General features: G+C 72.7%; 21 protein-coding genes and 2 pseudogenes. 9 read left to right on the top strand and 14 right to left on the bottom strand.

Going from position 1 to position 26,004, the window contains the following annotated elements; translation table 11 throughout:
- Window positions 1-310: 310 nt before the first annotated feature.
- On the bottom strand, window positions 311-1,513 hold the full coding sequence (locus ABT041_RS02680) for an ROK family protein (RefSeq protein ID WP_351177846.1): 1,203 nt from the start codon (window positions 1,511-1,513) through the stop codon (window positions 311-313).
- An 81-nt stretch (window positions 1,514-1,594) separates the two neighbouring features.
- On the opposite strand from ABT041_RS02680, the gene ABT041_RS02675 reads away from it, so the two are divergent.
- The 3 genes from ABT041_RS02675 (at window position 1,595) to ABT041_RS02665 (ending at window position 3,697) form a co-directional block, all read left to right on the top strand.
- The gene (locus ABT041_RS02675) at window positions 1,595-2,161 is read left to right on the top strand and encodes a winged helix-turn-helix transcriptional regulator (RefSeq protein ID WP_351177844.1); all 567 of its coding nucleotides are present in this window, start codon (window positions 1,595-1,597) and stop codon (window positions 2,159-2,161) included.
- Window positions 2,161-3,102, top strand: a complete 942-nt coding sequence (locus ABT041_RS02670; protein ID WP_351177841.1) for a ketopantoate reductase family protein — start codon at window positions 2,161-2,163, stop codon at window positions 3,100-3,102. The genes ABT041_RS02675 and ABT041_RS02670 overlap by 1 nt, the downstream gene beginning before the upstream one ends.
- Before the next feature lie 88 nt (window positions 3,103-3,190).
- Window positions 3,191-3,697, top strand: coding sequence for a hypothetical protein (locus ABT041_RS02665; protein ID WP_351177838.1), 507 nt, complete (start codon window positions 3,191-3,193; stop codon window positions 3,695-3,697).
- Here ABT041_RS02665 and ABT041_RS02660 read toward each other — a convergent pair.
- Window positions 3,694-3,921, bottom strand: coding sequence for a hypothetical protein (locus tag ABT041_RS02660; protein ID WP_351177835.1), 228 nt, complete (start codon window positions 3,919-3,921; stop codon window positions 3,694-3,696). The genes ABT041_RS02665 and ABT041_RS02660 overlap by 4 nt on opposite strands.
- Window positions 3,922-3,993: 72 nt before the next feature.
- The gene (xylB, locus tag ABT041_RS02655) at window positions 3,994-5,472 is read right to left on the bottom strand and encodes a xylulokinase (RefSeq protein WP_351177832.1); all 1,479 of its coding nucleotides are present in this window, start codon (window positions 5,470-5,472) and stop codon (window positions 3,994-3,996) included.
- 104 nt (window positions 5,473-5,576) lie between these two features.
- On the opposite strand from xylB, the gene xylA reads away from it, so the two are divergent.
- On the top strand, window positions 5,577-6,746 hold the full coding sequence (gene xylA, locus ABT041_RS02650; RefSeq protein WP_351177829.1) for a xylose isomerase: 1,170 nt from the start codon (window positions 5,577-5,579) through the stop codon (window positions 6,744-6,746).
- 18 nt (window positions 6,747-6,764) lie between these two features.
- Here the strand turns inward: xylA and ABT041_RS02645 are convergent, their stop codons facing one another.
- Complete coding sequence (locus ABT041_RS02645) at window positions 6,765-7,838, bottom strand: LacI family DNA-binding transcriptional regulator (RefSeq protein ID WP_351177827.1); 1,074 nt, start codon at window positions 7,836-7,838, stop codon at window positions 6,765-6,767.
- A gap of 206 nt (window positions 7,839-8,044) precedes the next feature.
- Between ABT041_RS02645 and ABT041_RS02640 the strand changes: the two are divergent.
- A pseudogene (locus ABT041_RS02640) lies at window positions 8,045-8,400 on the top strand (heterodisulfide reductase-related iron-sulfur binding cluster); the annotation flags it as partial.
- Between the two features lie 121 nt (window positions 8,401-8,521).
- Entirely contained in the window at window positions 8,522-9,358 is an 837-nt protein-coding gene (locus ABT041_RS02635) for an META domain-containing protein (protein ID WP_351177824.1), read from the top strand.
- Window positions 9,359-9,417: 59 nt separating this feature from the next.
- On the opposite strand, the gene ABT041_RS02630 is transcribed toward ABT041_RS02635, so the two are convergent.
- The 4 genes from ABT041_RS02630 to ABT041_RS02615 are packed head-to-tail and all read right to left on the bottom strand — an operon-like array spanning window position 9,418 to window position 13,650.
- A complete protein-coding gene (locus ABT041_RS02630; RefSeq protein ID WP_351177821.1) occupies window positions 9,418-10,443 on the bottom strand; it encodes a LacI family DNA-binding transcriptional regulator in 1,026 nt (341 codons plus the stop codon).
- Between the two features lie 29 nt (window positions 10,444-10,472).
- Window positions 10,473-11,402 carry a carbohydrate ABC transporter permease gene (locus tag ABT041_RS02625; RefSeq protein ID WP_351177818.1) on the bottom strand — a complete coding sequence of 310 codons (930 nt, stop codon included), beginning with the start codon at window positions 11,400-11,402 and terminating at the stop codon, window positions 10,473-10,475.
- Window positions 11,399-12,331, bottom strand: a complete 933-nt coding sequence (locus ABT041_RS02620) for a carbohydrate ABC transporter permease (RefSeq protein ID WP_351177815.1) — start codon at window positions 12,329-12,331, stop codon at window positions 11,399-11,401. Before ABT041_RS02620 ends, ABT041_RS02625 begins: the two co-directional genes overlap by 4 nt.
- Window positions 12,328-13,650 carry an ABC transporter substrate-binding protein gene (locus ABT041_RS02615; protein ID WP_351177812.1) on the bottom strand — a complete coding sequence of 441 codons (1,323 nt, stop codon included), beginning with the start codon at window positions 13,648-13,650 and terminating at the stop codon, window positions 12,328-12,330. The genes ABT041_RS02620 and ABT041_RS02615 overlap by 4 nt, the downstream gene beginning before the upstream one ends.
- Before the next feature lie 208 nt (window positions 13,651-13,858).
- On the opposite strand from ABT041_RS02615, the gene ABT041_RS02610 reads away from it, so the two are divergent.
- The gene (locus tag ABT041_RS02610) at window positions 13,859-15,880 is read left to right on the top strand and encodes a beta-galactosidase (protein ID WP_351177810.1); all 2,022 of its coding nucleotides are present in this window, start codon (window positions 13,859-13,861) and stop codon (window positions 15,878-15,880) included.
- A 124-nt stretch (window positions 15,881-16,004) separates the two neighbouring features.
- Window positions 16,005-17,591 carry a glycoside hydrolase family 53 protein gene (locus ABT041_RS02605; protein WP_351177807.1) on the top strand — a complete coding sequence of 529 codons (1,587 nt, stop codon included), beginning with the start codon at window positions 16,005-16,007 and terminating at the stop codon, window positions 17,589-17,591.
- Window positions 17,592-17,972: 381 nt separating this feature from the next.
- Here ABT041_RS02605 and ABT041_RS02600 read toward each other — a convergent pair whose 3' ends face one another.
- The 4 genes from ABT041_RS02600 to ABT041_RS02585 all read right to left on the bottom strand — a co-directional run bounded on the left by ABT041_RS02600 (window position 17,973) and on the right by ABT041_RS02585 (window position 22,095).
- The gene (locus ABT041_RS02600; RefSeq protein WP_351177804.1) at window positions 17,973-18,743 is read right to left on the bottom strand and encodes an IclR family transcriptional regulator; all 771 of its coding nucleotides are present in this window, start codon (window positions 18,741-18,743) and stop codon (window positions 17,973-17,975) included.
- 143 nt (window positions 18,744-18,886) lie between these two features.
- A complete protein-coding gene (locus ABT041_RS02595; protein WP_351177801.1) occupies window positions 18,887-19,189 on the bottom strand; it encodes an antibiotic biosynthesis monooxygenase in 303 nt (100 codons plus the stop codon).
- Between the two features lie 388 nt (window positions 19,190-19,577).
- Entirely contained in the window at window positions 19,578-20,042 is a 465-nt protein-coding gene (locus ABT041_RS02590; RefSeq protein ID WP_351177798.1) for a pyridoxamine 5'-phosphate oxidase family protein, read from the bottom strand.
- 40 nt (window positions 20,043-20,082) lie between these two features.
- Window positions 20,083-22,095, bottom strand: a complete 2,013-nt coding sequence (locus tag ABT041_RS02585) for a fibronectin type III domain-containing protein (RefSeq protein ID WP_351177795.1) — start codon at window positions 22,093-22,095, stop codon at window positions 20,083-20,085.
- 152 nt (window positions 22,096-22,247) lie between these two features.
- Between ABT041_RS02585 and ABT041_RS02580 the strand changes: the two are divergent.
- Window positions 22,248-22,553 (top strand): annotated as a pseudogene (locus ABT041_RS02580) (DUF6807 family protein); the annotation flags it as partial.
- A 173-nt stretch (window positions 22,554-22,726) separates the two neighbouring features.
- Here ABT041_RS02580 and ABT041_RS02575 read toward each other — a convergent pair.
- Window positions 22,727-24,211, bottom strand: a complete 1,485-nt coding sequence (locus tag ABT041_RS02575; RefSeq protein ID WP_351177792.1) for a carboxylesterase/lipase family protein — start codon at window positions 24,209-24,211, stop codon at window positions 22,727-22,729.
- Between the two features lie 90 nt (window positions 24,212-24,301).
- Window positions 24,302-25,969 carry a rhamnogalacturonan lyase B N-terminal domain-containing protein gene (locus ABT041_RS02570; protein WP_351177789.1) on the bottom strand — a complete coding sequence of 556 codons (1,668 nt, stop codon included), beginning with the start codon at window positions 25,967-25,969 and terminating at the stop codon, window positions 24,302-24,304.
- Between the last annotated feature and the right edge of the window lie 35 nt (window positions 25,970-26,004).

The raw sequence follows: 26,004 nt of genomic DNA, 5'->3' as shown, positions 1-26,004 counted from the left end.
GAAGGTAGGGGCCGCGTGTGATGACGGGATAAGGCCCGTGTGAGAGCGGGATGAGAGCCGTGGGCGGCGGCGCGTTGTTCAGTGGGTCGGCCGGGACGCCGTGACCGACCCCAACGGCGCGGGCCGGGACGCCGTGACCGACCCCAGCGGCGCAGGCCGGGACGCCGTGGCCGACCCCAGCGGCGCGGGCCAGGACACCGTGACCGACCCCAGCGGCGCAGGCCAGGACACCGTGACCGACCCCAGCGGCACGGGCCAGGACACCGTGACCGACTCCACCGGCGTGCAGGCCGGGACGTCGTCGCCGACCCTACTGCGGCGCGTAGGTCAGCGGGTCGGCCAGGACGTCGTGGAGTACGAGGGCGGCCGCGCCGCGCGAGGCGTCGGTGGCGGTGGACGCGGGGCGGAGGCGCCCCGCGTCCGGGGTCCAGAGGCCGGAGACGACGCGGGCGGAGAGCTCGTCGGCGAGGGCGGGCGTCAGCCAGGGCAGCAGCTGCGGGTAGATGCCGCCGAGGACGACGGCCTCGGGGTCGAGGAGGTTCACGGCTCCCGACAGGGCTCGGCCGAGCATCCGGCCGGCCTCGGCGAGGGCGGTGAGGGCGCGCGGTTCCCCGGCCTCGGCGCGGCCCGCGAGGTCCCGGACGTCGGCGGCGCCCGCCGAGGCGAGGAGGGCGGCCTGTCCGGCGTACTGCTCCAGGCAGCCGCGGGAGCCGCAGCGGCAGCGCGGCCCCTCGGCGTCGACGACGAGGTGGCCGATCTCGCCGGCGAAGCCGTGGGCGCCGCGCAGGAGTTCGCCGTGGACGACGATCGCGCCGCCGACGCCGATCTCCCCCGTGAGGTGCAGGAAGGTGCGGACGGCGCCGAGCGAGCCGGACCACAGTTCGGCGAGGGCGGCCATGTTGGCCTCGTTGTCGGAGGTGACGGGGAGGCCGGCGGTGGCGGGGCGCAGGGCCGTGAGGGCCTTGCCGAAGTGGGCTTCGGCGGGGACCTCGTTCCAGCCGAGGTTGGGGGCCTGCCGGACGGTCCCGCCGGAGACGAGCCCGGGGAGGGCGAGCGCGGCTCCGGCCGGGGCGAGGCGCAGCCCGGCGGCCTCGTCGAGGGCCTCGGCGGCGATGCCCGCGGCGCGGGCGAGGACGCCGGCCGCGTCGGCCGCCCGGTTGTCGAGGTGTTCGGTGCGGTGGACGCGGTCGGTGCCGGTCAGGTCGACGACGCGGACGGTGACGTAGTCGACGTTGATCTCGACGCCGAGGCCTGCGGGTCCGGTGTCCGCCGGTTTGAGGACGGTGCCCGGCCGTCCCGCCTGCCCGCTGAAGGTCTTGCCCGATTCGACGAGGAAGCCGAGGTCGAGGAGCTGCTCGACGAGGGAGGAGATGGCGGGCCGGGTGAGCCCGACGCGGGCGGCGACCGCCGCCCTGGTCGTCTCGCCCGCGTCGTGGACGGTCCGCAGGACGAGGCTCAGGTTGTGCCGGCGCACTCCCGACTTGTCGGCCTTGGGTTCCGTGGGCTGGTTCATGGTGAGCGAAAGCCTAGTCGGCCCTTTCGCCCACATGAAAACAGTTCGGTCACCGAACTGTTCTGCGCTAGGCTCCCGCCCATGACGCTTCCGCGCGACTACCGCGGTCAGACCTGTGCGCTCGCCCGTTCGATGGAGATCGTCGGCGAGCGCTGGACGCTGCTGATCCTGCGCGACGCCTTCTACGGGGTCCGCAGGTTCGGGGAGTTCGCGGCGCACCTGGGTGTCCCCCGGGCCGTCCTCACCGACCGGCTCGCCACTCTCACCGAGGCGGGCGTCCTGACGCGCCGCCCCGGGACGGGCACGGGCCGCCGCGAGGTGTACGGGCTCACGCCGAAGGGGGTCGCGCTGTGGCCGGCCGTCCGTGCGCTCACCGTCTGGGGCGAGGAGTTCTACGCGGCGGGGGGCGGCCCGCGCCGCGTCTTCCTGCACGCGGAGGGCGAGGCCCCGCTCGACCCGGACGGGCGCTGTGCCGGCTGCGGCGCGGCCGTGCCCGTCGGGGACGTCCTGGTCGCCCCCGGCCCGGGGCTCGCTCCCGCGGCCCCGGACGACGATCCGGTGACGGCGGCGCTCGCCCGGCCGCACCGGCTGCTCACCCCGCTCCTCACCACCGCGCCCTCGCGGCGCCCCACGAAGGGTTCACCCTGATGAAGATCCTGGTCGTCGGCGCCGGTGCCACCGGTGGCTACTTCGGCGCCCTGCTCGCCCGTGCCGGCGAGGACGTCACGTTCCTGGTCCGCCCGGGCCGGGCGGCCGCGCTGCGCGAGCGCGGGCTGCGGGTCGTGGGCCGGGACGAGGAGTGGACGGTGGAGCCCCGCCTCGTCACGGCCGACGAGCTGCGCGAGCCGTACGACCTCGTGCTGCTCTCGGTGAAGTCCACGGGGCTCGACCGGGCGATCGAGGACGTCGCGCCGGCCGTCGGACCGGACACGGCGGTCATACCGCTCCTCAACGGCCTCGCCCACATCGACGCCCTCAACGCCCGCTTCGGCAGGGAGCCCGTCCTCGGCGGCGTGGCGAAGGTGGTGACCACCCTGGACGAGGCGGGCGACATCCGCCGGCTCGCCCCGCTGGCCCATCTGGCCTTCGGCGAGCAGGACGTGCGGGACGGGAAGGTCTCCGCGCGCGTGGAGCGGATCCGCGAGGTCCTCGAAGGAGCGGGGATCGACGCGCCGGTGCCGGCCGACGTCCTCACGGCGATGTGGCACAAGTGGGTGTTCATCACGACGTTCGGCGCGGTGACGAGCCTGATGCGCGGCACGGTCGGCGACGTCTACGACGTGGAGGGCGGCCCGGTCCTGGGCCCGGCGGTCCTCGACGAGGCGGCCGCGGTCGCCGCCGCGGCCGGGCATCCCGTACCGGAGGAGGAGCGGGCGGCGACGCTCGCCGTGGTGTCGGCCCCGGGTTCGCCGATGGTGCCGTCGCTCTACCGCGACCTGGTGGCGGGCCGCCCCACCGAGGTCGAGCACCTCTTCGGCGACCTGACCGGCCGGGCGCGCGCCCTCGGCGTGCCGACCCCGCTCCTCGACCTGGCGACGCTGCACCTGCGCGTCCACCAGCGCCGGGTCACGGCTGCCGCGGGGGCCTGACAGGAGGATGCCGTCTCCCCCGCGCGGGGGAGACGGCGCGGCCACCAGGGCGATGCCGGGGCCTCCGTACGGCGGCAGTCTGGGCGGCATGATGAAGCTCAAGGCCCTTCCGGGCGTGCCCCGCTGGGCCGCCGTCGCCGCCCACGCCGTGCCGCTGGTCGTCCTGCCGTCCGGTCTCTGGCGCCTCGCCCTGACGTTCGGCGCGCCGGTGGCCGAGGTGGACGACCCGAGTCTCGGCCAGGGCGCCTACCAGCTCGGGCTCACCGTCCTCGCCGAGCTGCTCGCCTTCCTGACGCTGGGTCTGGTGCGCGAGTGGGGCGAGGTGTTCCCCCGCCGGCTGCCGTTCCTCGGCGGACGTCCCGTCGGTGCCCGGGGCGCGACCTTCGCCGCGCTGGCGGGGGCGTTCGGGCTCGCCGCTCTCACCTGCTGGTTCGTGTACGTGGTGTACGCGGGCATCGGCCCGGCCTCCCCCAGCGACCTCAGGGTGAGCCCGTTCCAGCAGACGCTGCTCTACGTCTGCTACCTCCCTCTGGTCGCCTGGGCGCCGCTGCTCACGGCGGTGGCGGTCGCGTACCACCGCCGCCGCTCGGCCTAAGGCCGTCCGCTGCCGCGGACGTAGCTGTCGCTCGCGGTCGGCGGGAGGTTGTGGGAGCCGAGGCCGAAGGAGACGCGGTCCGCCTTCGCCCGGCGGACGGCCTCCTGTTCCTGGAGCAGACCCTCGACCGTGTCCACGCGGCCGCCGCCTCTGCGGAGCAGCGTGACGGTCAGGAGCGTCCCGATGCCACCGAGCACGCCGAACAGAACGACTAGCGAAACCATGGTGCCTCCCCCGTTGTCTTCCGCAGGGTAACCCCGGGATCACGGCCAGGACAGGGCTTCGCCGCGCCGCGCTCAGTGCAGCAGTGCCGGTGTCGCCGCGGTGAGTACGGACGCGATCCGGTCCCAGGTCTCCTCGTCGCGCGGGACCGGAGGCAGGACCGTTCCCGCGCCCGTGCCCCAGGCCGTGGCCAGCGCGACCGGGTCGGCGCCGGTCGCCGCCCCCGCGGCCAGGGCCGCCGCGCCGAGGGCGACGAGCTCCTCGGCGGCCGGGACGAGCAGGGGGCGGCCGGAGAGTCTGCGAACGGTCTCCGTCCAGGCCCGGCCGCGCGCCCCGCCGCCGATCAGGCGCAGCGGACGGTCCCGTACGGCGGGCGCCTCGGGGTCGAGGCCGCAGGCGGCGAGGAGTTCGTCGAGTGCGCGCAGGACGGTGAAGGCCGCGCCTTCGTAGGCGGCACCCAGGACCGCGCGCGGGTCGGTGGCGTGCCGCAGGCCGGTCACGAGGCCGGCGGCGTGCGGAAGGTCGGGGGTGCGTTCGCCGTCCAGGTACGGGAGGACGACGACCCCGCCGCCCGGTGCCGCGTCCTCGCGGTCGAGGCCGAGGAGCGTGGCGAACCGGTCCACGGCGAGCGTGCAGTTGAGGGTGCAGCCGAGCGGGAGGTACGTGCCGTCGGTGGCGGCGAAGCCCGCGAGTCCGGGGTCGGCGGGGCGGGCGCGGGTCGCGGCGAAGACGGTCCCGGAGGTGCCGAGGCTGACGACGGGGTGGTCGAGGAGGCCCGCGCCGCCGAGGCCGAGTCCGACGGCGGCGGCCATGTTGTCGCCGGTCCCGGCGGCGACGGCGACCGTACGGGGCAGGCCGAGGGCCTCGGCGGCGGCCGGGGTGAGGGTGCCGGCGCGGGCGGCGCCGGAGGGGGCGACGGCCGGCAGCAGGGCCGGGTCGAGGCCGAGGAGGTCGAGGACGTCCGGGTCGTAGGCGCCGGTGGCGGTCCCGTACCAGCAGGTGCCGGAGGCGTCCCCGGGATCGGTGACGGCGGCTCCGGAGAGGCGTTCGGTGAGGTGGTCGTGCGGGAGGCGGATCCCGCGGACGGCCTCGGCGTGCTCGGGCTCGTTCTCGCGGAGCCACTGCCACTTGGCGGCGGTCATGGAGGCGACGGGGACCGAACCGGTCCGCTCCAGCCACGACTTGGGGCCGCCGAGGCGCTCGGCGAGGGCGGCCGCCTGCGGGGCGGACCGGGTGTCGTTCCAGAGCAGTGCGGGACGCAGGGCCCGGCCGTCGGCGCCGAGGGCGACGAGGCCGTGCTGCTGGCCGGCGACCGCGATGCCGGTGACGTCGGAGGCCGGCACGTCCGCGTCCCGTACGGCCGCGCGGACGGCCGCGGCGAGGGCGGTCCACCACTCCGCGGGGTCGCTCTCGCGCGCCCCGGCGGAGCCGGTGACGGTGTGCGGGGCGCGGCCGAGGGCGAGGAGCTCGCCGGTGTCGGCGTCGACGGCGGCGGCCTTGGTGGACTGCGTGGAGCTGTCCACGCCGATCACGACGGAGCGGCTCGCGGGCACGCCCTCACCTCATCTCTCTACTCGTCGGGGCTGGCGCCGAGCGGCCACGTCCCGTATTAGTTATCTCAGAAAACAAATCCAGTGACCAGTAGCAGGGAGACACCATGGCGGAGCGCTTCACCCCCACGCCCGAGGACCGGTTCACCTTCGGCCTGTGGACCGTGGGCTGGCAGGGCCGCGACCCCTTCGGCGAGGCGACCCGCCCCGCCCTCGACCCGGTGGAGTCCGTCGAGCGGCTCGCCGCCCTCGGCGCGTACGGCATCACCTTCCACGACGACGACCTGCTCCCCTTCGGCACGCCCGACGGCGAGCGGGACGCGATCGTCAAGCGTTTCCGGGCCGCCCTGGACCGCACCGGACTCGCCGTGCCCATGGCGACCACGAACCTCTTCACCCACCCCGTCTTCAAGGACGGCGCCTTCACCGCCAACGACCGGGACGTGCGCCGCTTCGCCCTGCGCAAGACCCTCCGGAACATCGACCTGGCCGTCGAGCTCGGCGCCACGACCTACGTCGCCTGGGGCGGCCGGGAGGGCGCCGAGTCCGGGGCCGCGAAGGACGTCCAGGTCGCGCTCGACCGCATGAAGGAGGCCTTCGACCTGCTCGGCCAGTACGTCACCGAGCAGGGCTACGACCTGCGCTTCGCGATCGAGCCCAAGCCGAACGAGCCGCGCGGCGACATCCTGCTGCCCACGATCGGGCACGCGCTCGCCTTCATCGAGCGCCTGGAGCGCCCCGAGCTCGTCGGCGTGAACCCGGAGACGGGCCACGAGCAGATGGCCGGTCTCAACTTCCCGCACGGCATCGCGCAGGCGCTGTGGGCGGGCAAGCTGTTCCACATCGACCTGAACGGCCAGTCGGGCATCAAGTACGACCAGGACTTCCGCTTCGGCGCGGGCGATCTGCGCCAGGCGTTCTGGCTGGTCGACCTCCTGGAGACGGCCGGCTACACGGGCCCCCGCCACTTCGACTTCAAGCCGGTGCGCACCGACGGCTTCGACGGGGTGTGGGAGTCCGCGAAGAACTGCATGCGGAACTACCTGATCCTCAAGGAGCGCGCGGCGGCCTTCCGCGCCGACCCGGACGTCGTGGCGGCGCTCGCCGCCTCCCGGCTGCCCGAGCTCGCCGTCCCCACGGCCGCCGACGGTCTCGCGGGGCTGCTCGCCGACCCCACGGCGTACGAGTCCTTCGACCCGGACGCGGCCGCGGCCCGCTCGATGGCCTTCGAACTCCTGGACCAGCTGGCCCTGGAGCACCTCCTCGGCGTGCGCTGAGCGGCCCCCCGGCCGGGGTCAGCGCGCGGCGAGCGTCGAGCGGCGGACGACCAGTTCCGGCTGGAGCACCACGTGCTCGTGCCGGTGGTCGGCCGCCTGCTCGCCGGTCTCCTCCAGGAGCAGCTCGGCGGCCTTCGCCCCGAGGGTCAGCGCGGGCTGGCGTACGGAGGTGAGGGGTACGGTCGCGGCCGCGGCGAACTCGATGTCGTCGTAGCCCACGATCGCCATGTCCTCCGGGACCCGGACCCCGGCCGCGTACAGCGCCTGGAGCACTCCCAGGGCGAGCAGGTCGTTGGCGCAGAAGACGGCGGTCGGACGGTCGGCGAGGCCGAGCAGCCGGGACCCGGCGTCCCGCCCCGACGCCACGTCGAGACGCTCGGTCGGGATCTCCCGGAGCGCCGAGGCCGGAAGACCGGCCTCGGCGAGCGCGAGCAGGGCGCCCTCGCGCCGGTCACGGACCTGCTGGAGATGGGCGGGGCCGCTGACGTACGCGAAGGAGCGGTGGCCCGTCGCGACGAGGTGCCGGATCGCGAGGGAACCGCCGACGACGTCGTCGACGGAGACCGAACACCCGGCCTCGTCGTCGCCCGCCACCCGGTCCACGAGCACGGACGGGATGCCGTGGCGGCGGAACGCCCGCAGGTTCTCCCCGCTCGGGTCGGCGGGGGTGACCAGGACGCCCCGGACGCGCTGTTCGGCGAAGAGGGAGAGGTAGTCGGCCTCGTCGGCGGGGTTCTGGTCGCTGTTGCAGACCATGACGCCGAGGCCGGCGGCCCGGGCGGTGCGCTCGGCGCCGCGGGCGACGTCGACGAAGAAGGGGTTGCCCATGTCGAGGACGAGCAGCGCCATGATGCGGCTGCGGCCGGCCCTGAGCTGGCGGGCGGACTCGCTGCGGACATAGCCGAGGCGCGCGATGACGGCCTGGACGTGCCGGCGGGTCGCGGGCGAGACGCGGTCGGGCTGGTTGATCACGTTGGAGACGGTGCCGACGGAGACGCCCGCCTCGCGCGCGACGTCCTTGATCCCCACGGACCCGGCACCACCGCCGGCCGCGCCGTCGCCGTTTCCGCCTGTCCGTGCGGTGTCCGTCATCCGTCCCACCTGGTCCGTCCTGCCCCTGCCCCCCTGTCCGGGTGGGGTCCCGCTCCGTGAATTCATCCTATGCGGCCGGTCGCCCGCGGCCCCTCACGCGCGGGGAAGCGATCAGGCCGATGCGTCGGCCCGTCGCCCGGACGTGCCCCTGCGACACTACGTACCGCAAGCGCCGCCCGACTCGACTCCGCCCCGAGGAACCCGTGATGCGTGTCGCCCTCTTCGTCACCTGCGTCAACGACGCCGTCTTCCCCTCCACGGGCGTGGCCACGGTCCGGCTCCTCGAACGGCTGGGCGTGGAGGTCGACTTCCCGAGGCCCAGTCCTGCTGCGGGCAGCCGCAGTTCAACACCGGCTACCGCGCCGAGACCGAGCCGCTCGTACGGCGCACGGTCCGGGCCTTCGAGGGGTACGCCCACGTCGTCACCCCGTCGGGTTCGTGCGCGGCGATCGTCCGCCGTCACTACCCGCCGTTCGGCGCGGAGGCCGCGGCCCTGGCCCCGCGCGTGTACGAACTGACGGAGTTCCTCGTGGACGTGCTCGGCGTGACGGACGTGGGCGCTGGGCAAGCCGTTCGGCGCTCGGGCCGGGGGACCGTACAACCCTGCGCGGGCCTCGTCCGTCTCCTCCTCCATGTACTTCGTGCGCGTGAACGCCAAGGATGGATCTCGCACCAGGGCCGTCATGGGAACCCTGCTCGCCGCCCTGCTCCTCATCACCGGGTGCACGCCGGCGGAGGCGGGACGGGCCACGGTCACGCCCACCCCCAAGGGTCCCGGCGGGAACGGAGGGCTGCTGGTGGGGGCGCGCTGGTACGTGCAGTGGGTCACCGTCGGCGGGCGGGTGACCACCGCGCCGCCCCATGCCGCCGCCTGGGTCGAGTTCGGCTACGACGACACGGCCCGGGGCAACTACGGATGCGTCCCGTTCAAGGCGGCGACCACCGTCACCGGAACAGCACTCACCGTCGGCCGGAAGACCGACGGGGCGGCCCCGGCCCGGCATTGCCCACCGTGGGATCGCGCCTTCGAGGAGGAGCTGCGGAAGCTCTTCAGCGGGCCGCTCACCATCCACCAGCGCGTCGACGAATTGACGATGGACCTGAAGAACCGGCGGGGCGACTACATCGCGGTGAAACTGATGTGGCCCAAGGGGCTCTTCGGCTCCCGGTGGCGGCTGGACCATCTGATCGTGGGCGACTCCGTGGCGCCGGTCGTCGGCGGCGAGGAGGTGTACTTCGTCTTCCACCGGGACGGGACCGTCACCGGCAGGGCCGGTTGCAACGACTTCACGGGGAGCGCCGCCTTCGGGGGCGACGTCCTCTCGATGTCCGGGCTCACCCGGACCACCCACCGGACCTGCTCGCAAGAGCTCATGGACCAGGAACAGCGGCTGCTGAAGGACGGGAAGAACCCGCGCAGCATGCAGTACCGCAGCCTGACCCGCTCCTTCCAAGCCGTCGACGACAGCCAGGGCTTGGACTACTTCGGGTACGGCTGGGCGGCGATGTCCGACGGCTGACGCGGGCCACCTGAGACGACCTCTCGAAGGACGGCCGGCCGCCTCGGGACGGGGTGGCGTCAGGTCGACTCGCGGCGGACGAGCTCCGTCGGCAGTATGACCGTCACCGGGTCCTCGCCCGCTATCCGCGCGAGGAGCGTCCGGACCATCTCGGTGCTGATCCGGTCCCAGGGCTGGCGGATGGTGGTCAGCGAGGGCCGGGAGGAGAGGGCCGCCGGGGAGTCGTCGAAGCCGCCGACGGCGATGTCCTCGGGGACCCGCCTGCCCGCGCGGGCGAGGGCGTCGAGGACGCCCTGCGCCATGAGGTCGGAGGCGACGAAGAGGGCGTCGATGTCGGGGGCGCGCTCCAGGAGGGCGCGGGCCGCGTCCTCGCCGCTGGCCCGGCTGTAGTCGCCGGTGGCGATGAGCGTCTCGTCGACGGGCAGGCCGTGTTCGGCGAGGGTCTCGCGGTAGCCGGCGAGGCGCTCGACGCCGCCGGGGGTGTCGAGGGGTCCGGTGACGGTGGCGATCCGGCGCCGCCCGGTGGCGTACAGGTGGCGCACCATGTCGCGGGCGCCGTCCCGGTCGTCGGCGGCGACGTAGCCGATCTTGGCGGTCTGGCCGAGGGGTTTGCCGCAGGCGACGACGGGGACGCCCGCCTCGTGCAGCCGGGCCACGACGGGGTCGCCGGAGTGGCTGGAGACGAGGAGGACGCCGTCGACGTGACCGGCCTCGATGTAGCGGAGGTTGCGGCGGCGTTCGTCCTCGGTGCCGGCGATCATCAGGAGGAGCGGGATGTCCTGGGCGGCGAGGGCCTGGGTGCAGGCCCTGAGGAGGACGTTGAAGTTGGGGTCCTCGAAGAAGCGCTCCTGGGGTTCGGTGAGGAGGAAGGCGACCGAGTCGGACTTGCCGGTGATCAGCGAGCGGGCGTGCCGGTTGACGACGTATCCCGTTCTTCGGATCGCGGCGTCGACGGCGGCCTTCGCCGTCGGGCTGACGTAGTGGCCGCCGTTGAGGACACGGGAGACGGTGCCGCGCGAGACTCCGGCCTCGCGGGCCACGTCGTGGATGGTCGCCGGGCGGCGCCTGCTCGCTGCTGTGCTCATGCTGTGTGTTTCCCCTCGATCCCCTGTGGTCAGGACTTTACGGCGCCGGACAGCAGGTCGAGGCTCCAGAAGCGCTGGATGACCAGGAACAGCGCGATGAGCGGGAGAACGGCGAGGCCGGCTCCGGTGATGACGAGCGTGTAGAGGGAGGGCTGGCTGGCACCCTGCTTGAGGAGGGTGAACAGGCCGACGGTCATGGGGAACTTCTCGTCGTCGCCGAGCATGATGAACGGCAGCAGGAAGTTGTTCCAGATGGCGACGAACTGGAAGAGGAAGATCGTCACCAGGCCCGGGGACATCATGGGGACGGCGATCCGCAGGAAGATGCGCCACTCTCCGGCGCCGTCCATCCGCCCGGCCTCGACGAGTTCCATGGGGACGGCGGCCTCGGCGTAGATGCGGCCGAGGTAGACGCCGTACGGGGAGAGGATCAGCGGCAGCAGCACGGAGGCGTACGTGTCCGTGAGGTCGGCCTCGGCCATGAGGAGGTACTGCGGGATGGCGAGGATGACCGGCGGCATGAGGACGCCGGTGAGGATCACGTTGAAGAAGGCCTCGCGGCCGCGGAAGCGGTAGACGGCGAAGGCGTAGCCGGCGAACGCGGAGACGACGGTGGACAGGACGGCGCCGAGGCCCGCGTAGAAGACGGAGTTGCCCATCCAGCGCCAGTAGATGCCCTCGCGGTACGTGTTCAGGTCGGCGAGGTTGTCGGCGAAGCCGTCGCCGGGCAGGAAGGTGAAGGTGGAGAAGAGGTCCTCGCCCGACTTGGTGGCGGCGACCACGACCCAGGCGACGGGCAGCAGGCAGTAGAGCGCACCGAGGACGAGGGCCGCCGTGGGGAGCGGCGCGACGCGGCCGCGGGTCTTTCCGCCGGAGTCGGCGGGCGGGCCCTGGGAGGTGCCGGGGGTGGTGCCGGCGGCCGGGGCGGAGGCGCGGATCGGGGAGGCGAGCCCGGTCATCGGCTTGCTCCTTGTGTGGTGCGGCGGTTGGAGACCCGGAGGAGGGCGAAGGAGAGCGCGAAGGTGGCGAGGGCGAGCACGACGGCGGTGGCCGAGGCGGCGTGGATGTTCCCGCCGGTGAAGGCGTCGTTGTAGACCTTCATGAGGGGGCTCCAGGTGGAGGGGATGCCGTTGGTGAGCGGCTTGAGCGTCATGGGCTCGTTGAAGACCTGGAGGGTGGCGATGATCGAGAAGAAGAAGGTGAGCACCAGGGAGGGTGCCACCATCGGGATCTTGACGCGGAGTGCGATCTGGAGCTCCGAGCAGCCGTCGAGCTTGGCGGCCTCGTACACCTCGGCGGGCAGGGAGCGCAGCGCGGTGTAGATGACGATCATGTTGAAACCGGTGCCGCCCCAGACCGCGATGTTCGCCATCGCGAGGTAGAGGGGGCCGCCGTCCATGAGGTCGGGCTCCGGGAGGCCGAGGGCGTCGAGGACGTACAGGAAGGGGCTGACGTCGGGGAGGTAGAGGAAGCCCCAGAGGAGCGCCGCGATGACTCCGGGCACGGCGTACGGCAGGAAGATCGCGAGCCGGGCGAAGGAGCGGCCCCGGACGCGCTCGGAGTCGAGCAGGAGCGCGAAGAACAGGGCGAGGCCGAGCATGACGGGGACGACGATCGCGCCGTAGCCGAGGACGCGCAGGGCGCTGTGGAGGAACTCGGAGTCGGTGAGGGCGGAGGTGTAGTTCCGCAGGCCGGCCCAGACCTCGTGCCGGGCTCCCCTGCCGAGGCCGAGGCCCTTGATCTCGACCTTGTGGAAGCTGAGCCAGAGGGCGTAGCCGATGGGGAGGGCGAAGAAGAGGGCGAAGAGGAGGGCGGCGGGGAGGAGGAAGCCGTACGGGGCCGCCTTGACCCCGTACGACCGGCGCGCGCCCTGGTGGGGCTGCGTCACTTGGCGACTCCGAAGCCCTGCTTCTTCAGGTCCGCGACGGTGGTGTCCCGCATGGCGGTGAGGGCGGTGGCGAAGCCGGACTTGGCCTTGGCCTTGGCGGCCTTGCCGAACTCGTCCTTGAAGGAGGTGTAGGCGACGTTCACGTTGGGGCCCCAGGCGCCGGGCGCGGTGGTCTTCGCGATCTCGGCGGCGCGGGTGTAGAAGTCGGGCTGGTTGGCGAAGTAGTCGGGGGCCTTCGCGAGGGCGCCGCTGGTCTGGGCGGCGGTGGCGGCGGGGTAGATGCCGGTCTCCTTGACGAGGGCGGCGAGGGCCTTCGGGTCGGTGTTCAGCCAGATGGCGAACTTCGCGGCGGCCGCCTTGTGCTTGGAGTCGGCGGTGACGGCGGTGGAGGAGCCGCCCCAACTGCCGGTGACATTCCCGCCCTTGGTCCACTGCGGGAGCGGGGCCATGGCCCACTTGCCCTTGCCTGCGGGGGCGGCGGTGGTGAGGGTGCCGGGGGCCCAGACGGCGCTGACCCAGGCGAGCTGCTCGCCGGTGTTCATGGCCTTGTTCCAGGCGGGGGTGTACATCGGCTGGTTGTCGACGGCTCCCTCGGCGACCAGCCCGCCCCAGAAGTCGGCGACCTTCCGGGTGGCGGCGTCGTCGATGCCGACCTTCCAGTTGTCGCCCGCGAAGGTCCACCACTTGGCGCCGGCCTGCTGGGAGAGGCCGGCGAAGAGGCCGGCGTCGTTGGCGGAGAAGGTGGTCAGGGACTTGTCCGGGGCCTTCTGCTTCAGGGTGCGGGCGGTGGCGGCGAACTCGTCCCAGGTGGTGGGGACGGAGAGGCCGTACCGCTTGAAGAGGTCCTCGCGGTAGAAGAACATCAGCGGCCCGGAGTCCTGGGGCAGTGCGTATACGGCAGGACCGCCGAAGGTGGTCTGCTGCCAGACGCCGGGGGCGAACGCGTCGCGGGCCTTCTCCGGGACCTCGGCGGCTATGTCGGCCAGGGAGTCGTTGCTGACGAGGGTCGGGAGTGCCTGGTACTCGGCCTGGACGAGGTCGGGACCCTTGTGCGCCTTGGTGGCGGTGATGATCTTGGTGACGAGGTCGTCTCCCGAGGCCTGCTTCTGCACGGTGACCTTGATGTCGGGGTGCTCGGCGTTCCAGAGGGCGGCGACCTTGTCCATGCCGGGCGCCCAGGCCCAGTAGGTGAGCGAGACGGGGCCTGACTCGGCGTCAGCCTTGCCGCCGGAGTCGGAGGAACCGCAGGCGGTGAGCGCGGTGGCACCGAGCAGGACGGCGGTGGCGGCGGCGAGTCCGCGGCGCGAAATGTGAGGCATGGGGTACTTCTCCCTGACCGAAAAAGGGGCCTCTCCCTGGAGCGGGATGGCCGTCATGCATCTGTGAGCGTTCACAGTAGAGAAATGTTCCGGACACTTGTCAATGGTTGTTCGTGTGCGGTTATGTTGCGTTGCCCCATCGAGATCGACTGTGTGCACGTTCCCAGCGATCCACAGCTTTCACCTTCCGAGCGTTCAGGAGAGACTCATGCCGCAGACCACTCCCAAGGGCCTGCACCGGCTCGCGTTCGGCGGGGACTACAACCCCGAACAGTGGCCGGAAAGCGTCTGGCAGGAGGACGTCCGGCTGATGCGGGAGGCCGGGGTCACCATGGTGAGCGTCGGGATCTTCTCCTGGGCCCTCCTCGAACCGGAGCCCGGCCGGTACGACTTCGGCTGGCTCGACCGGATCCTCGACCTGCTGCACGAGAACGGCGTCCGCGTCGACCTCGGCACCCCCACCGTGGCGCCGCCCGCCTGGTTCTACCGCGCCCACCCCGAGGCCCTGCCCGTCACCGCCGAGGGCGTCCGCCTCTCGTACGGCTCACGCGGGGCGATCTGCCACAGTTCGCCCGTCTACCGCACGGCCGCCGCCGGGATCACCACCGCGCTGGCCCAGCGGTACGGCAGCCACCCGGCGCTCGCCCTCTGGCACGTCCACAACGAGTACGGCGTGCCCGTCAGCGCCTGCTACTGCGAGGGCTGCGCCGCCCACTTCCGCCGCTGGCTCCACGAGACGCACGGCTCGGTGGACGCCGTGAACGAGGCCTGGGGCACCGCCTTCTGGGGCCAGCACTACGGCTCGTACGAGGAGATCGACCCGCCCCGCGTCACCGCCACCGTCGGCAACCCGGGCCAACAGCTGGACTACCGCCGCTTCGCCGACGCCACCATCCGGGAGAACTTCCGGATGGAACGGGACATCCTCCATGAACTGACCCCGGACATCCCCGTCACCACCAACTTCATGACCGCGCTCAGCCAGTGCGACTCGATCGACTACTGGGCCTGGGGCCGCGAGGTCGACCTCGTCACCAACGACCACTACCTGATCACCGACGGCCGCCGCACCCACGTCAACCTCGCCATGGCCGCCGACCTCACCCGCTCCGTCGCCGGCGGCGCGCCCTGGCTGCTCCTGGAGCACTCCACCTCCGGCGTGAACTGGCAGGCCCGCAACCCGGCCAAGCGCCCCGGCGAGATGGCCCGCAACTCCCTCGCCCACGTCGCACGGGGCTCGGAGGGCGCCATGTTCTTCCAGTGGCGCCAGTCCCGGCGCGGCGCCGAGAAGTTCCACTCGGCGATGGTCCCGCACGGCGGCACCGACACCCGGATCTGGCGCGAGGTCGTCGAACTCGGCGCCGGTCTGGAGGCCCTGGGGGAGGTGCGCGGCAGCCGGACCGTCCCGGACGTCGCCATGGTCTGGGACTGGCACTCCTGGTGGGCGCAGAACCTGGAGTGGCGGCCCAACGCGGCCCACGAGGCCCGCGAGCGCGCCGACAGCTTCTACGAGACGCTCTACGACCGGCACCTCACCGTCGACTTCGCGCACCCCGAGTCCGACCTGTCGGCCTACCCGCTGGTCGTCGTGCCCGCGCTCTACCTCACCACCGAGGCCGCCGGGCAGAACCTCCGCGAGTACGTCGAGAACGGCGGCACCCTCGTCGTCTCGTACTTCTCCGGGATCGTCGACGAGCACGACGCCGTCCACCCGGGCCCCTGTCCGGGGGCCCTGCGCGAGGTCCTCGGCCTCACCGTCGACGAGTGGTCCCCGCTCCTGGACGACCAGCGGGTGACGATCACCGGACCGGACGGCGCCACGCTCGTCGGGGACGTCTGGACGGAGTTCGTCCGCCCGCGCGGGGCGGAGACCGTGTGGACGTACGCGGACGGCCCGGCGGCCGGCGGGCCCGCCGTCACGCGGCACCGGCTCGGCCGGGGCACCGCCTGGTACGTCTCCACCCGTCTCGACGCGGCCTCGCTCGACGCGATCCTCGCCGCCGCCTGCGAGGACGCCGGGGTCGCCCCGCGCACCGCGCTGCCGCACGACGTGGAGGTCGTGCACCGCGCGGGCCCGGACGCCCGGTACGTCTTCGCCCTCAACCACTCCGCCGAGGACGCCGAGGTGCCGCTGGACGGCTCCGGCACGGAGCTCCTCCTCGGCGACACGGCGGACGGCAAGCTCACCGTCCCGGCCGGGGCCGTCAGGGTCGTACGCCTCGACGCCTGAGCCCGCTCCCCCGAACTCCCCGGGGGCGGTCCGCACCCGCTGCGCCGCCCCCGGGTGAGCCGTACCACCGTGAGGAACCACCCCGCACCGCATTCCCGTCCGTCACCGTCGAAGGGACTCGACGATGCACCCCGTACGACACGGCAGCCGCATCCGCCTGCGCGCCACGGCCCTCGCCGCCGCGCTCGGCGCCCTGCTCCTGGCCCCGCTCCCCGCGGCGCACCGCGCCGAAGCCGCCTCCACCCTGACCAACGCGGGCTTCGAGGCCGACGGCACCGGGACCGCGACCCCCTCCGGCTGGTCCACCTACTCCGCCACCGGACAGAACTCCGCCTCCTTCACCGAGGCCGGCGGCCACAGCGGCGGCTACCGTCTGAGCCACTGGTCCTCCGCCGCGTACAAGGTGGAGACGTACCGGTACCTCACCGGCCTGACCGACGGCAGCTACACGCTCAGCGCCTGGGTCCGCTCCGGCGGCGGGCAGAAGTCCGCCTACCTCGCCCTGCGCAACTGCGGCTCCGCCGAGCAGCGCACCGACCTTCCGGTGACGTCGAGCGGCTGGATACGGATCGTCACCCCGGTCACCGTCGTCGGCGGGGCCTGCACGATCAGCATCAACTCCGATGCGAACGCGGGCAACTGGATCAACGTCGACGACCTCACCTTCACGTCCGGCACGACCGGGCTCGCCGTGAAGGGCGTCGACCTGTCCGCGCTGAGGAAGAGCGAGGACTTCGGCGGCACCTACAAGTCGGGCTCCGGCACCACCGGTGACCCGGTCGCCCTCCTCAAGAACTCCGGCGCCAACTACGGCCGTCTCAAGGTGTGGGTGAACCCGGCGGACGGCTACAACACCAAGGCCCGTGTGCTCGCGACCGCGCAGCGGATCAAGGCGCAGGGCATGAAGCTCCTCGTCGACTTCCACTACTCCGACATCTGGGCCGACCCCGGCGCCCAGACCAAGCCCACCGCCTGGTCGGGCCACTCGTACACCCAGCTCAAGACGGACGTCTACAACCACACGTACGACGTCCTGAACGCCCTCAAGGCGCAGGGCACCACGGCCGACATGGTGCAGATCGGCAACGAGATCGACACGGGCATGCTCTGGCCCGAGGGCTCCACGAGCAACTGGTCCCAGCTCGCCGGGCTGCTCAAGTCCGGGATCTCCGCCGCCAAGGCGGTCTCGTCGAACACCCAGATCGCCCTGCACCTCGCCCACGGCGGCGACAACACGCTCTACCGGACGTGGTTCGACAACGCGACCGCTCAGGGCGTGAGCTACGACGTGATCGCGCTGTCCTTCTACGGCTACTGGCACGGCGCGCTGTCCTCGCTCCAGGCCAACCTCGACGACGTCTCGGCGCGTTACGGCAAGAAGGTGATGGTCGCGGAGACCGCGTACCCGTTCCGGCTGGACAGCGAGGACGCCCACGAGAACATCATCGACCTCTCGTCGGAGCTGGTCTCCGGCTATCCGGCGAGCAGCGCGGGCCAGACGGCCTGGCTGCGGGACGTCATGAACGTCGTCGAGGCCGTGCCGAACGGCCGCGGTCTCGGCGTCATCTACTGGGAGCCCACGTGGACGGCCGTCGCGGGCAACGGCTGGGACCCGGCCGACCCGTCCTCGGGCAACGGCTGGGAGAACCAGGCCCTGTTCGACTACGACAGCAGGCTGCTGCCGGCGGCGGGTGTGCTCGCCCACCGCTGAACCACGGCCAGGGGCGGGCTCGTTCGCGAGCCCGTCCCTTTCGTGTGTCCTGCTACCACTCGGCCGGCGGGCCGTCGTCGCGGCGCCGGGCCGGTTGCGCCGGCGGCGCCCGGTCTCGGCGGCCCGTTCGACGGCCTTCGCGTCCACCTCGATGCCGCGGCCCGGTCCGGGCGGCAGGGCGACGTGCCCGTCCTCGTACCGGAAGACGTTGGGGTCGACGAGGTAGTCCAGCAGGTCGGAGCCGATTGGTGGACGCCACCCCCGCCGGTGCACGCACGGACGCCAGCCCTACCGGTGCACGCACGGACGGTGGACGCCCGGACGTCACCGCCGCCGGCCGACCCGGCCGACCGCCACCGTCGCCGACGCCCGTGCCCGACGTCAGCGCACCGCCCGGTGGCCCAGGCGGGCCGACAGCCGGCCGGCGCCCTTGACGGCCAGGGCCGTGAGTTCGTTCTCCCGGTCCTCGTTCCAGCGGTGGACCGGCACGGAGACGGACAGCGCCGCGACGACCCGGCCCGAGCGGTCCCGTACGGGTGCGGCGACACAGCTGACGTCGGGGTTGGACTCCTGCTGCTCGACGGCGACGCCGAGGATCCGGATCTCCGCGAGCGCGGCCCGCAGCGCGTCCGGGTCGGCGAGGCTGTGGGGCGTCATGGCGACGAGTTCGCGCGCTTCGAGGCGCTCGTCGAGCTCGTCCTCGGGAAGGGTGGCGAGGAGCATCTTGCCGACGGCGGTGCAGTGGGCGGGGAGCCGGCGGCCGGCCGCCGAGACCATCCGTACCGCCCGGGTGGAGTCCACCTTGGCGATGTAGATGACGTCCGCGTCCTCCAGGACGGCGACGTGGACGGTCTCGCCACAGGTGTCGGCGACCTCGCGGGCGACCTGGTGCCCCTCGGCGGAGAGGTCGAGCTGCTCCGCGTACCGGCTGCCGAGCTGATAGGGGCGGACGCCGAGCCGGTAGCGGCCGGGCTGATCCGGCACGGGGGCGAGGTAGTTGCGGGCGGCCAGGGTGGTGACCAGCTCGTGGGCGGTGGTGCGCGGCAGTCCGAGCCTGCGGGTGATCTCGGGGGCTGACAGTGTGCCGTCGCCCTGGAGGAAGAGCTCCAGTATGTCGAATGCCCTCGCCACCGCCGGAACGAGTCGTCCCATGAGCCCCCACCTCACCATCACGCTGTTCGATATCCCGTACGACGATCGAAATCGCGGACAGAGACTAGCGCGGGCACCCCTCCCCCCGACACCCCCGGCGATCCACCACTCCTCCCGTCGACCGCCGGACCTCCGCCACGCCTTCAGTCGCCCTCCGGCTCCGCCAGCAGGTCGTCGACGAGGGTCAGGCGCGTCTCGGGGAAGTACTCCGCGATGGCCTCGCGCATCATCGCCTCACCCTCCGGGTCGGGGGTCCCGCACTTCTCGCGGGTCTCCCGGTCGGGCCAGCGGGCGTACGCCACCCACGTCCCGTCGTCCGCCCGGTGGAGCCGGGAGCCGTAGCTTCCGCACTCCTGATGGATCGCCACCGTCACCCGGTGCCAACCGTCCACGAGCAGCTGCTCCCTGCCCGGACGCACCCGCCACCGGTACACCACCGCGAACATCTCTCCGCCTCCCTCGTCACGGCCGGCGGCCCGCGCCGCCCCCGGCCACGACAGAACTACACCGACCAGTTCACTGTCAAGACTGAACCGTTCGGTAGACCGCTGTCCGCCCGTTCCCGTCGAAACGCTTCGCCATTCCCCCCGTCATCGGTCTGGACACCTAAACTCCCCCGCACCACCGTCTGCTTGGGTCGCCGAAGCGATCACTCGACGGGTCGCGTCGAAGCGATTCACCACGGACCTGCACGGGGTGACGGGCCTCCGGGTCCGCCTCAAGGGACGGGTGCGCCTGGCGCACCTCGGCTTCACCGGCTGTCAGGCCCGGCACCGTCGGGCCTGACAGTGAGCGCTGCGCCGTAGAAGCGGCCCCGCTCGCGCAGTTCGGCGATCAGACCGTCTCCGCCCAGACCCCGTCCCGCATGAGGTGGCGTCCCTTCAGCTCGGGTTCCTCGTTCCAGGCCTCGACCGCCGTCGGGCGCACCCGGAACCAGTGGTAGGCGGGGCCCGAGCCGCGGGGGTCCCAGCCCGTCTTCTTGTGGAACGCGTCCGCCGCCTCCACCGGGACCTGCCCGGGACCGAGGGTCGTGACCTCGCCGTCGAGCAGGACCACGTCCCGCGTGTGTCCGAGCGCCAGGCGCGCCCGGCCGCCGGCCGCGAGGTTGCGGCCGGTGGGGTTGGAGAGGCGCGTGCACAACCACAGGTGGCTGCCGTCCCAGAGGAAGGACAGCGGCACGAGGTACGGCTCCCCCGTCGTGTCCGCCGTGGACACCCAGATGTCCTGTTCCTCGTCGAGCCGGCCGAGCACGTCCCGTATGCGGCGGGCGGTGTCACGTGGGGGCTGAGTGTTCGTCATGGACGCGAGGCTACCGGGCCCCCGTTCGGGGGCCGGCGGTTCACTGGGTCAGCGTCGTGGTGTCGAAGAGTTCCCCGGTGTCGCTGTACGCGTTGAGGACGAGCTCGGTCGGCGAGACCGAGCACTGCACGTACTCGAAGCGCGCGGACCTGTACGCGCTCCAGAACGGCTGGCTCATCGTGAACTGGTTGAGTCCGTTGCCACCGCCGCCCGAGACGACGTACGTCACGCCCGCCGGATCGACCGCGCCCGCCCGCAGCGGGTAACTCCGCTCGTAGTTGTGGGAGTTGCCGGAGAGGCAGAGCTTGACCCCGTACTGGTCCAGGAGCGGTACGAGACCGGAGAGGACCGTCGACGAGCTGGAGCTGCTGGTCGTCGAGCTGTAGGGCGGGCGGTGGACGACGCAGATCTTCCAGGCCGCCGTCGCGGCGCCGAGGTCGGCCGCGATGAAGGCGCGCTGCGCGGAGCCGGCCGTCAGCGGCTGCTCGCTGTCGACGACGAGGACGTGCGCGTCGCCCCAGTCGTAGCTGTACCAGCGCTGGTTGTTCGGCGACCACAGGTTCCGTGCGGCCGCGCCGTCGCCGTAGTACTCCTTGTTCCCGTTCGCCGGGTAGAGCGTCCGGGTACGGATGACCGGGCCGTACTGCTTGTAGAAGCGGTTGTCGAAGTCGGAGTAGAAGTGCTCCGGATCCGGGTCCTGGGCGTCCGGGTACACGTTGTCGCCGAGCGTCTGCACGAACTGGGCCGGCGACGCGGCGATCAGGTTGGCGAGGCTCGTCTCCTGTCCCGAGCCGCCCCCGTAGTCGCCGACCGCCGCGAAGGTGAAGGCCGTGCCGGGCGCGGGTGCGGTGGTGAAGCGGTTGCCCGCGAGCGTGGCGTTGCCGGACCGCACCTGGTAGACGTACTCGGTCCCGGGTGCGAGCCCGCCGAGCAGCATGGCGTGCTGCAGCCGCGGGGTGGGGTCGTAGACGCTCTCGGTGAAGGAGCCGACCCCGAAGTCGACGGTGCTGTCGGTCGCGAGGTTGGTCCACCACAGCACGCGTGCGCTCGTCCCGTCGGTCTGGACGACGTAGGGGCCGCGGGTGACGAGGACGGTTCCGGCCGCGGGGGTGGAGCCGGCACGGCCGGAGGTGAGGGCGGAGACGTTGCCGGCGGAGTCGACGGCCGCGATCCGGTAGGTGTACGAGGTGGACGGGGTCAGGCCGTTGTCGGAGTACGTCTTGCGGAGCGGCTCCTCCACCGTGGCGATGAGGACGTTGTTCCGGTAGACCTGGTAGCCGGCGACGTCGCTGGAGCTCGACGAGCCCCAGGTGGTGTCGAGCCGGCTGTCGGAGTACCGGCGCACCACGACGCTGCTGTTCGAGACCGCGGAAGGGGCGCTCGTGTCGCTCGAGGTCTTGGTGGTGACGGCGATGGTGGCCGCCGGGCCGACGTGTCCCGCGACGTCGACGGCGCGGACCGCGAACTGGTAGGCGCGGTTGGCGAACAGTTTGCTCGCGGTGTAGCTGGTGCCTCCGTCGGTCGTCGCGATCTGGACCAGGCTCTCGACCGGCGCGCCGACGGCGCCGCGGAGGATCCGGTAGCCGGTGATCTTGGCCACGGACGTGGACTTGGTCCAGGAGAGCTTCACGCCGGACGACGTGAGCGAGCTCGCCTTGAGGTTGGTCGGTGCCGTCGGCACCGTGGTGGGGTCCGCCCGCTGGGTGAGCACGTCGACGGGCGCCGAGCGTGCCGATTCGACTCCGGCGATCACGGTCGTGACCTCGTAGCGGTAGGTCGTCGTCGCCGTGAGACCGGTGTCCTCGAGGAGGGTGCCGGGCTGTTCGACGAGCAGCACGTCGTCCCGGTAGACCCGGTAGGTCTCGGCCCCCGCGACCGCGGTCCAGATCAGCCGTACGGTCGACGAGCTCAGCGCCTGGCCGGCGAGCAGCTCCGGTGGGAGCGGCGTGTCGGCGGCGCTCGCCGTACGGGGAGTGACGACGACGTCGCCGACGTCCAGCGCCAGTCCGGCACCGAGGGCATAGGCGACGAAGCTGCGGCGGCTCAGAGCCATGGTCATTTCCTCATCTCGGCCGGCACGTCAGGTGACCTGTGCACCAGCGGTCTCCCGACCGGGCGGTGATCGACAGGCACAGCGTGACCGCCGGAGAACCCGCAAACCCCCGATTACACCGAAAGCGGCATGTCGCCGACCGTCACACCGCGCCCGTGGTTTTCGGGGCGCGGGCCGACGGAGAGGAGGCGGTGCACGGTGCCGCCGCCGGCTGGGTGGCCCTGGCCGGCGAGGGCTGGACGCTTGTGTTCGCCGGGGCGACCGCGCAGACCCGGCGCGACCCGTGGTTCGTGCGCGCCGCCGAGTACCCGGCGGTCGGTTCGTCCCTCGCGTACGAGGCGCGGCTTCCGGTGGCGGCCGGGGAGACCTTCGTACGCCGCGTGGTGACCGTCGTCGCCGACGGCCGGCTCGACCGGGCGGCGGCCGCGGCCCTGGTCCGCAGGGCGGTGGCCTCGTGAGCGCCCGCCGCACGTGCGACCTGGGCGACGGCACGCACCGCAACCCGGTCCTGGCCGCCGACGGGTCGGACCGGGGCTTCCTGCGGGTCGGCGAGGACGCGACGGTGACCCCGCCGGCGTACCCGGGCGACCGGGTCCCCGGGAGCCCCGCGTCTGACGGCGGGACTCCGTGCTCAGGGACACAGGAGGGGGAACTCGGCCCCCTCCCAGAGGGCGCGGGGAGCGACGGGCTCGTCCCGCTCCTCCCCCTCCGTCCGCCACAGCTTCGCCTGTCCGGTGGTGTCGTCGTACGCCGGCCAGCCCGGGTCTCCGCCTGCGGCGAAGCCGGACCACGCACCCACCATCCGCCGGGCGAGGTCGTGGTCGGCGGAGGTGGGGGCGCCGCCGATGAGGAAGGAGACGCAGTCCTTGCCGACGTTGCCGAAGGCGAAGGGGATGTCCGCGCAGTGCCAGGCGCGCACGGCCCCGTGCGGGCCGGTGCGCCGCCGGTCGAAGCGCGACAGGAACGCCCTGCCGCCGCCCCGGGCGTGCTGCTCGGCGAGCCGGTGGGCGTACTCGCCGAAGAGGAGGTCGCCGAAGACGGCGAGGTAGACGTCGGGCACCCGGGCTTCGGGCTGCGCGGCGCGGTAGCCGTCGACGAGGCCCCCGGGAAGCCCGAAGTCCTCGGCGAACCGGTCCAGTTGCTCCTCCGTGGTGACCTTGGCGCAACTGTCGACGGCGTCGAACAGCCAGTACTCCTCGGTGGTGTGGCAGACGAGGAGGTCCACGTCCCTGGCCGCGCCCCCGGCGAGGCCCGTGAGGGGGTCGACGGGCAGGACGTCGCCGTCGAGGACGGGGGCGTACAGCGAGGGGTCGTAGTGGCGGGATCCGGATGCCGGGTCCCGCCGATACGTGTCGACGACCTGGTCGGAGGCGGCGACCAGGGCCTGGGGCGTGGCCTCCGTCACCGGACGGCCGGCCGCGGCGGCGATCTCCCGGGTGGTCGCGCCGGCGATGTCGCGCGTGTAGTGGGGGCTGGCGGGGCTGTGGACGATGGCGCGGTGGAACAGGCCGCGGGCCCGGTCCATCACCATCAGGCAGGCGACCGAGGCGCCCCCGGAGGACTGGCCGGCGACCGTGACGTTGCCGGGGTCGCCGCCGAACGCGGCGATGTTCTCCCGCACCCAGCGCAGGGCGGCGACCTGGTCGAGGAGCCCCCGGTTGTCGGGGAAGCCGATGTCGTCGGTGGCGGGGATGTGCCCGAACCCTTCGAAACCGACCCGGTAGTTGAGGGTGACGACGACCAGACCGGCGCGGGCGAGGGCCTCGCCGTCGAAGTCGGGCTGGGCGGAGGAGCCGAAGGTGTAGGCGCCGCCGTGGATCCAGACCAGGACGGGCAGGCAGCCGCCGTCCGGAGCCGGGGTCCATAGGTTGACGGTGAGGACGTCCTCGTCGCCGGGCGACCACACGGGCGCGCCGGGCAGCTCCGCCGACTGCGGGGCGATCGGGCCGAAGGCCGTGCACTCCCGTACCCCGCTCCACGCGTCCGCCGGGGCGGGTTCCCGGAACCGGTGGGCGCCGAACGGCGGTGCGGCGTAAGGGATTCCGAGCACGGCGACGACGTCGTCCGACGCCCGGAAGCCTCGTACCGCACCGCTCGTCGTCTTGAAGATGTCCATGGCCTCAGCCTGCCATCGGACGCCCGACCGGCACCAACACCAAGATCACGGCGATTGACGCGCCGGCGATGTGAAGGGCGGGAGCGGGCGTCAGGGCAGCAGGTCGACGCAGTCGATCGCGGTGGCCGGGCTGAGGAACCCGGTGCCGGTGGAGCCGCTGACGATGTTCAGTCTGAGCACGTTGTACTGGCTCGGGTCCGTCTTCCAGGCGCTCGCGGGGACGACGTACGTGAAGGTGTGGTTGTTGCCCCGGTAGGAGCCGTTCGTCAGCGACCGGGTGGAGGGCTGGGTCGGGGGCGAGGGGATCGCGGAGACCCAGTCGTTGACGGTCACGCGCGGGCGGCCGTTGAGGAAGGCCGTGGTGACGCCGATCCGCAGGGTGTGCGCGGCGGCCGCCTGGGCGGCGGTGAGCCTGAAGTACACGAGGACGCCGTCGTTGACGTCCTTCCACAGGTAGCAGGGGAAAAAGGACGACACGTCCCCGCCGTCGAGGACGACGTTCCCGGTCCAGGACGCGGCGCGGACGTCGGCGGGGTGGGCGTGCGTCATGAGGGCCGCGTTCTTGAATCCCGCGGGGGTGCCGTCCCAGTCGCCGATGCGCCAGATCGCGGGGGCGGTGCTCGGATCGTTCGCGAGGGTGATCGTGTGGAGGGCGGTGGCGGTCCCGGCGGTGACGGTCGCCGTGGTGGTGTGGACGGCGAGTTCGCCCTTGTACACGGTGAGGGTGTACGTGCCGGGCAGCATGCCCCGGCAGGAGAAGGCGCCGGTGCCTGCGGCGGCGCCGGTCCAGTACTGGGCGTCGGCGTTGGCGAAGCCGACGGTGTACGGGTGGTCCGGGTCCATGCCGGCGAGGCCGACGCCCGCGACCCGGCCGCGTCCGGCGGCGCCCACCCAGTTCGGGATGCCGAGGGCGTCGACCCAGGAGGTGTCGTGGTTCGCCGCGTACAGCGCCGGGTCGGGCGCGCCGCCGTCGGTGAACGCGAGGACGTACGGGCCCTGGAGACCGAAGCGCATCGCCTCGGTCTGCGACTGGTTGTAGTGGAGGATCTCGTAGAGCCCGACGCCGAGTTCGTTGGAGTGGCGGAGCAGCGAGCGGTAGAAGGGCCCGCCGGAGGCCTTCTCGTGGTTGGAGCGGACCATCCAGAGGCCGACGGAGCCGGTGGAGTACCCGATGTGGGTGTAGTCCATGACGCGGACGCCGGAGTAGTGCTTGGAGCGGGTCTGTCCGTCCGTCCGCTGCCACACGTCCCCGGCCTCGATGACGGTGTCGGCGCCTTCGACCCAGGAGTCGGATCCCTCGTTGGGGAAGATCCCCGGCTTGAGGCGGGCGATGAAGCGGGTGGCGGTGACGGAGGTGTCGGCCTTGTCGGTCCACAGATAGACGTTGTTGAGGCCGGCGCGGGCCGCCAGGTAGTGGCGGAGGGTGCCGTGGACGACGGTGACGAGGACGGTCGAGCCGGTCTGCGCGAGGGTGACGGTGGAGGCGCCGAGACCGGACTCGACGTGCGAGTGCTTGCCGCCGTACCCCTCGTACTCCTTGCCCTTGTGGACGAGGGAGGTGAGGTCGCCGGTCGACTTGGAGACCTTGAACACGAGTCCGGCGCCGGTGTCGACGACGTACTGGCTGCCGTCGTCGCTCCAGCCGAACCCGGCGGCGCGGGCGGTGGTGCCGACGGCGGCGAGGGCGGCCCCGGCCGCCGCCGCACCGAGGAGGGTGCGGCGGCGGAGGGGGTGTGCGGGGGTGTCGTTCGGGCTCATCGGTGTGCGGCTCCTTCGACGGCGTGCGGTCCTGT

The organism is Streptomyces sp. NPDC002825, from assembly GCF_040295385.1.
Taxonomy (GTDB): Bacteria; Actinomycetota; Actinomycetes; order Streptomycetales; family Streptomycetaceae; genus Streptomyces.
The sequence above is the reverse complement of the archived record's forward strand: the minus strand, read 5'-3'. Positions and strand labels throughout refer to the sequence as shown.

Excerpts from the sequence above, each read along its gene's own strand:
- ABT041_RS02645 (WP_351177827.1), bottom strand. The coding sequence starts at position 7,838 with ATGACGGACACCGCACGGACAGGCGGAAACGGCGACGGCGCGGCCGGC.
- ABT041_RS02630 (WP_351177821.1), bottom strand. The coding sequence starts at position 10,443 with ATGAGCACAGCAGCGAGCAGGCGCCGCCCGGCGACCATCCACGACGTG.
- ABT041_RS02605 (WP_351177807.1), top strand. The coding sequence starts at position 16,005 with ATGCACCCCGTACGACACGGCAGCCGCATCCGCCTGCGCGCCACGGCC.
- ABT041_RS02585 (WP_351177795.1), bottom strand. The coding sequence starts at position 22,095 with ATGGCTCTGAGCCGCCGCAGCTTCGTCGCCTATGCCCTCGGTGCCGGA.
- ABT041_RS02625 (WP_351177818.1), bottom strand. The coding sequence starts at position 11,402 with ATGACCGGGCTCGCCTCCCCGATCCGCGCCTCCGCCCCGGCCGCCGGC.
- ABT041_RS02600 (WP_351177804.1), bottom strand. The coding sequence starts at position 18,743 with ATGGGACGACTCGTTCCGGCGGTGGCGAGGGCATTCGACATACTGGAG.
- ABT041_RS02570 (WP_351177789.1), bottom strand. The coding sequence starts at position 25,969 with ATGAGCCCGAACGACACCCCCGCACACCCCCTCCGCCGCCGCACCCTC.
- ABT041_RS02680 (WP_351177846.1), bottom strand. The coding sequence starts at position 1,513 with ATGAACCAGCCCACGGAACCCAAGGCCGACAAGTCGGGAGTGCGCCGG.
- ABT041_RS02635 (WP_351177824.1), top strand. The coding sequence starts at position 8,522 with ATGGGAACCCTGCTCGCCGCCCTGCTCCTCATCACCGGGTGCACGCCG.
- xylA (WP_351177829.1), top strand. The coding sequence starts at position 5,577 with ATGGCGGAGCGCTTCACCCCCACGCCCGAGGACCGGTTCACCTTCGGC.
- ABT041_RS02665 (WP_351177838.1), top strand. The coding sequence starts at position 3,191 with ATGATGAAGCTCAAGGCCCTTCCGGGCGTGCCCCGCTGGGCCGCCGTC.
- ABT041_RS02670 (WP_351177841.1), top strand. The coding sequence starts at position 2,161 with ATGAAGATCCTGGTCGTCGGCGCCGGTGCCACCGGTGGCTACTTCGGC.
- ABT041_RS02660 (WP_351177835.1), bottom strand. The coding sequence starts at position 3,921 with ATGGTTTCGCTAGTCGTTCTGTTCGGCGTGCTCGGTGGCATCGGGACG.
- ABT041_RS02615 (WP_351177812.1), bottom strand. The coding sequence starts at position 13,650 with ATGCCTCACATTTCGCGCCGCGGACTCGCCGCCGCCACCGCCGTCCTG.
- ABT041_RS02610 (WP_351177810.1), top strand. The coding sequence starts at position 13,859 with ATGCCGCAGACCACTCCCAAGGGCCTGCACCGGCTCGCGTTCGGCGGG.
- ABT041_RS02675 (WP_351177844.1), top strand. The coding sequence starts at position 1,595 with ATGACGCTTCCGCGCGACTACCGCGGTCAGACCTGTGCGCTCGCCCGT.
- ABT041_RS02595 (WP_351177801.1), bottom strand. The coding sequence starts at position 19,189 with ATGTTCGCGGTGGTGTACCGGTGGCGGGTGCGTCCGGGCAGGGAGCAG.
- ABT041_RS02575 (WP_351177792.1), bottom strand. The coding sequence starts at position 24,211 with ATGGACATCTTCAAGACGACGAGCGGTGCGGTACGAGGCTTCCGGGCG.
- ABT041_RS02590 (WP_351177798.1), bottom strand. The coding sequence starts at position 20,042 with ATGACGAACACTCAGCCCCCACGTGACACCGCCCGCCGCATACGGGAC.